Here is a 4,791-nt window from a genome sequence, read left to right as displayed (position 1 = left end):
CCACCCCCGCCCAGTCCGAGCCCGAACTCGGCGCGGGCGGCGTGGACGCGCAACTGCCGCAGGGACCGCCGAAGAAGACCAGCGGCGGCACCGGCTTCAACGACGCGGCCCGGATCGGCAAGGGCGTGTGGCGGGACAAGATACTGCCCGCCCAGACGCTCTGGTACCGGGTGCCGGTCGGCTGGGGCCAGCAGCTGCGCTACGACGTGGAGTTCAGCAACGAGCCGACACTCGAGGAGCCCGCCACCGCGTACTCCTTCAGCCGCACCGACACCTACACCCCCCACCGGCAGCCGGTCACCCGGGGCGGCGAACTGCATGCCCGGAGCAGCTACACCGGCGATCCGAGCAAGGTCTCCGGGGGTGGGGTGCCGGTCTCCTGGACCAACCGGTGGGAGAACGACCCGAATGTGATCCCCGTGCACACCGCCGGCGGCTACTACATCGCGGTCACACTCGGCGCCGAAGCCGCCCGCATCGCGGAGAACCCCGACGTGGGCATCACCCTCCGTGTCGACGTCAAGGGCCAGGCCAAGGCGGGCCCGGAGCACAACGCCCCGGCGGCCAAGGCGGCCAAGGCGGCCGAGGCGGGCACGAGCGGCGGGGAGGCCAGGGACACCGCCGCGGACGACAGTGCAGGATGGAGCCCCTCCCTGATCGCCGCGGTCGCGGGCGGCGCGGGCGTGGTGCTGCTCGGCGGGCTGGCGTTCTGGTTCGTACGGGCACGTCGCGGCGGCGGTGGAGGCAGCAGTGATCAGGGCGGGTCGAATGCGATGAGGGGTGGCGCGTGGTGATGCGGCGCGGAGGAAGGCGGGGTGCCACCGGAGTGGTCGCCGCGGCGGCGGCGCTGTGCGTCGTAGCGGCGGTGCCGGGGCAGGCCGTGGGGGCCGACGGCGGGGACGCGCCGGCGTACGGAATGGCCGAGGACGCCAAGAAGATCAAGGGCACGGCCAGCAGCGGCGACGCCCCGGACGTCAAGCCCGGCATCTACACCGACTCCATCGGCAGAGGGGAGAAGAAGTACTACAGCGTCAGCCTCGACGCGAAGTCCAGCGCCTTCCTCTCCGCCGTGGCCGCCCCCGTGCCGGGCGCGAAGGTGCAGGGTATCGGCGACGGGCTGAAGATCAACCTGGAGACCGTCGGCGGCGACCCGTGCGACGGCGGCACCCAGCCGGGCTTCACCTCACAGGGCGCGGCCTATCCGATCGCCGACTACGCCACCCGTGTCATCGGCGCGGAGGACGAGTGCCAGCAGGCGGGCCCGTACCTCTTCTCGGTCGAGCGGGTGGAGTCGGCGACCTCCGACCCGACCCGCTGGCCACTGGAGATCCGCTACATGTCGGAGCCGGGCCTCAAGGGCACCGCGCCCGGCGCTCCCACCGACAACGGCGCCGACGACGAACCGCCGCCGCCGGTCAGCGGCAGCGCGAAGAAGAAGGCGCACGGCGGCACGGGCTTCAACGACGCCGGCGCCGTCTCCACAGGAGTGTGGAAGGACCGTGTCACGCCCGGCGCCACCCGCTTCTACCGGGTGCCCCTGGACTGGGGGCAGCGGCTGAACGCGGCAGTGGAGCTGGGCAGCGCGAGCTCACCGGGCGAGTATCCGCAGTCGGTCTACAACGGGCTGGGGGTGACGACGTACAACCCCGCGCGCGGAGCGTTCGACGACGACCACTTCGTCCAGTACACCCCCGACCGGTCGGCCCAGGTGGTCGCCCTCACACCGGTGGTGGACTACGGCAACCGGTTCGCCGACTCCGGCTACGACGCGCCCCTCGCGGGCTGGTACTACCTCGCCGTGACGGTCTCCCCGAAGGTCGCCGAGTACTTCAAGGGCACGGCACCGCTCACCCTCCGCATCGACGTCAAGGGCGCGGCGAAGCCGGGCCCGAAGTACGACGGCGACGCCGCGGCGGCGGGCTTCGGGGTGAGCGCGGAGGACAAGGAGCAGGCGGAGAAGGGCCAGAGCGCGGCGGAGGCGGAGCGCAGCGGCACGCTGGAACTCGTCGCGTACGGGGGCATCGGCGCCGGGACGGTGCTGATCCTGGCGCTGGCGCTGTGGATGCTGATGGCCCGGCGGCGCGCGGCAACGGGGGCGGGGCCGGGGGCGGCGCCCGTACCCGGGCAGGCAACGGGGCAGGCACCCGGGCAGGCACCGGTCACCCAGTCCGGGACGGTGCCGTTCTGGCCGCAGCAGCAGGGTCATGGATACGGGCCGCCGCAGGGCCAGGATCACGGGCAGCGGCCACCCCAGGGCCGGCAGTAGCCGCTGCCGCCCGGTGTGAGACCCGGTCGGATCCCGGTTCAGATCCCGGTCAGCGCCCAGATGCCGACCGCCAGGCAGAGCACCGCGACGATCAGCACCGGGACCGCCACCTTCGGGGGCGGTCCCGGTTTCCGTGCGGGTGAGGCAGGGCTCTGCCCGTAGGGCGCCGGCTGCTGCCGGGGTGCGTACGACGGGGGCGCGTACGCGGGCGGCGCCGACGTCGGCGACGGTGTCCCGGTCCCGGTCGGTGTCGGTGTCGGCGTGGGCGGGGTACTGGGCTGCTCGGGCGGAGGGCCGCCGAACCCGCCCTGCGGCGGCGACAGATGAAAGCTCCCGGTCGCCGAGGGCGGCGGCGACACCGCGGCCGCCGGCGCCGCGGTCGGCCCGTGCGGGCCGAAACCCGCGGGCAGCGGACCGATGTGGTCGAAGACCTCGACGATTTCGTGCTCCGCCGTCGCAGCCGACCCTGCGACAGGTGCTGCCAGCATCTCCGCCGCGCCTGCCAGTGCCTTACGGGCGCCGGTCGCCGTACGGAAGCGGTGCTGCGGGTCCGGTTGCAGCAGCTGGCCCAGTACCTGCCACAGCGGTTCCGGCACCCGGGCCGGGGCGGGCGGTACGCCGTGCTCGTACTGCGCCAGCATCTCCCTCGAGTCGGGCTTGCGGCCCGTCAGCAGGTACAGCCCGACCAGGCCCACCGCGAACAGGTCGGCGGTGAAGTCCGGCTCCGCGCCCATCATCTGCTCGGGCGCGAAGTAACCCGGCGTACCCAGCACGTAGTTGGTCTCGGTCAGCCGCGGCTCTCCCTTGCGCATGGAGATGCCGAAGTCGGACAGCCGAAGGTGCGGCCGGCCGGTGCCGGTGGGCTCCAGCAGGATGTTGGCGGGCTTGATGTCGCGGTGTACGACGTCCTCCGCGTGCACCGCGGTCAGCCCGGCCAGCAGCTGGTCCAGCAGCGTGCAGACGAAAGAGGGCGGCAACGGGCCGTAGTCGCCGATGAGATGGGCCAGCGACCCCCCGCTGACCAGGTCCATGGTGAACAGGACCTTGTCGTCGTCGGCGGCCCAGCTCGCAGGGGCCAGGACGTGTGGATGGTCGATGCGCAGGGCCTGTTCGCGTACGAACCGCAGCAACGAGTGCGCGTCGCTCTGCTGGAGGACCTTGGCCGCGACGTAGCGCTTGCGGCGCCGGTCCCACGCGCGCCACACCGCGCCGACTCCGCCGCGGCCGATCGGGTCGGCCAGTTCGTATCTGCCGGCGAAGACCTCACCCATGACGCTGTGCCTGCCCCCTGCTCGCGGTTGGTTCCTGCCGACTGATCCGGATCAGCTCTGGTGCGACTCGTAGTGCTTGACGGCGTCCGCGGTGCGGCCCGCGCCGTACACCCGGAGGAACTCTGCCAGCTCCGGGTGTGTGGAGGCGAGTGCCGAGGAGGCGTCGAGGATGTCGGCCGCGTCCGAGACCGAGCGCAGCAGCGACTGGATCTCCCGCACGACCCGCTTCACCGGCGTCTGCGACGGCCCGCCGGAAGCGGACGTCTGCGCCGTGCTGTTGAGCACGCTGCCGCCGGCGGTGCGCCGGACCTCGTCCATCCGCCGGGTCGCGTCGGCGGCGCTGACCTCCCCCTGTGCGACCTCGGCGGCCAGTTCCTGCAGGGCTTGAACCCGCTGTACGACCGCCGGATTGCCGATCTTCGCGCGCTGGCCGCTCATCAACTGGGAGAGCATGGGCGCGGAGAGGCCCAGCACGGTGGCGAGCCGGGCCTGGTTCAGGCCGAGGTCGTCGATGAGGCGGCGGAAGAGCGTCCCCAGCGGCTCCCCGTACCACTGGCTTTGCAGCTCACGCGATTTCGCTGTGGTCTCCTGCTGTGCTGCGTCCATCACGTCTCCCCTGGACTCCCCTGGTCGCTTCGCTGGCGCGAACTTGCCGAGCATCCTACGGAGGGTGCACGACAAGGGGCGATACCCGGTCGGAATTCGCTCCCCGGAGCCGGTAGGCTGTGGTGCCGCGGGGCCTTAGCTCAGTTGGTAGAGCGCTGTCTTTGCATGGCAGATGTCAGGGGTTCGACTCCCCTAGGCTCCACCTTTCGAGGACTCCCTGAAGTGCGGAAACGTACTGTCAGGGGGTCCTCTTCGCGTGGTGGCCGCCGCGTCGCGGGGTGCCGGCGCCGACGGTCGGGGGGCAGTGGCGGGGCGGCGGCGGGACGGGTGGGGGCGCGAGAGAACACGTACGAGCGTCGCCCTGGCCCGGAACGAATGGTGACGTGACGTCGTGGCCCGGGGGCTGTCGGTCACGGAGTCCGCGCCGTCCGGGCCGAGTTCCGGGTACGACGGGGGTGTCGTACGGCCATGGTGTGGGGGGTTCGTGACCGTCCTGTGCCGGGGGTCCGGGATGCCGCCACCCCCCACTTCACCGGCGCGAACGCGTGCGTACGCGCCAGTACGCGGGTCTCAGCCGCGGTGGCGCAGCGCGCTCGGCCACCACACCGCCGGGCCGATGTCGCGGGCGAGCGCGGGGACCAGCAGCGA

3 protein-coding genes, 1 tRNA gene and 1 pseudogene are annotated in these 4,791 nt (G+C 72.5%); 3 read left to right on the top strand and 2 right to left on the bottom strand.

The genetic code is table 11. The features are described from left to right. Nucleotides 1–794 (top strand): annotated as a pseudogene (locus tag ACRDP3_RS21015) (hypothetical protein); the annotation flags it as partial. Then, nucleotides 794–2,266, top strand: coding sequence for a hypothetical protein (locus ACRDP3_RS21010; RefSeq protein ID WP_431518528.1), 1,473 nt, complete (start codon nucleotides 794–796; stop codon nucleotides 2,264–2,266). The pseudogene ACRDP3_RS21015 and the gene ACRDP3_RS21010, both read left to right, overlap by 1 nt. A 38-nt stretch (nucleotides 2,267–2,304) precedes the next feature. On the opposite strand, the gene ACRDP3_RS21005 is transcribed toward ACRDP3_RS21010, so the two are convergent. Together ACRDP3_RS21005 and ACRDP3_RS21000 are read right to left on the bottom strand one after the other, a co-directional pair. Beyond that, nucleotides 2,305–3,537, bottom strand: coding sequence for a serine/threonine-protein kinase (locus ACRDP3_RS21005; RefSeq protein ID WP_431518527.1), 1,233 nt, complete (start codon nucleotides 3,535–3,537; stop codon nucleotides 2,305–2,307). 51 nt (nucleotides 3,538–3,588) lie between these two features. After that, the gene (locus ACRDP3_RS21000; RefSeq protein ID WP_431518526.1) at nucleotides 3,589–4,143 is read right to left on the bottom strand and encodes a helix-turn-helix domain-containing protein; all 555 of its coding nucleotides are present in this window, start codon (nucleotides 4,141–4,143) and stop codon (nucleotides 3,589–3,591) included. A gap of 129 nt (nucleotides 4,144–4,272) precedes the next feature. Between ACRDP3_RS21000 and ACRDP3_RS20995 the strand changes: the two genes are divergently transcribed. Beyond that, nucleotides 4,273–4,345, top strand: a tRNA-Ala gene (locus tag ACRDP3_RS20995). Nucleotides 4,346–4,791 lie beyond the last annotated feature (446 nt).

The sequence above is a fragment of the Streptomyces sp. genome (assembly GCF_050698815.1).
Lineage (GTDB): Bacteria > Actinomycetota > Actinomycetes > Streptomycetales > Streptomycetaceae > Streptomyces.
The sequence above is the reverse complement of the archived record's forward strand: the minus strand, read 5'-3'. Positions and strand labels throughout refer to the sequence as shown.

Bases quoted from the DNA above. Each gene is read 5' to 3' on its own strand.
- ACRDP3_RS21010 (WP_431518528.1), top strand. From the start codon at position 794: ATGCGGCGCGGAGGAAGGCGGGGTGCCACCGGAGTGGTCGCCGCGGCG.
- ACRDP3_RS21005 (WP_431518527.1), bottom strand. From the start codon at position 3,537: ATGGGTGAGGTCTTCGCCGGCAGATACGAACTGGCCGACCCGATCGGC.
- ACRDP3_RS21000 (WP_431518526.1), bottom strand. From the start codon at position 4,143: ATGGACGCAGCACAGCAGGAGACCACAGCGAAATCGCGTGAGCTGCAA.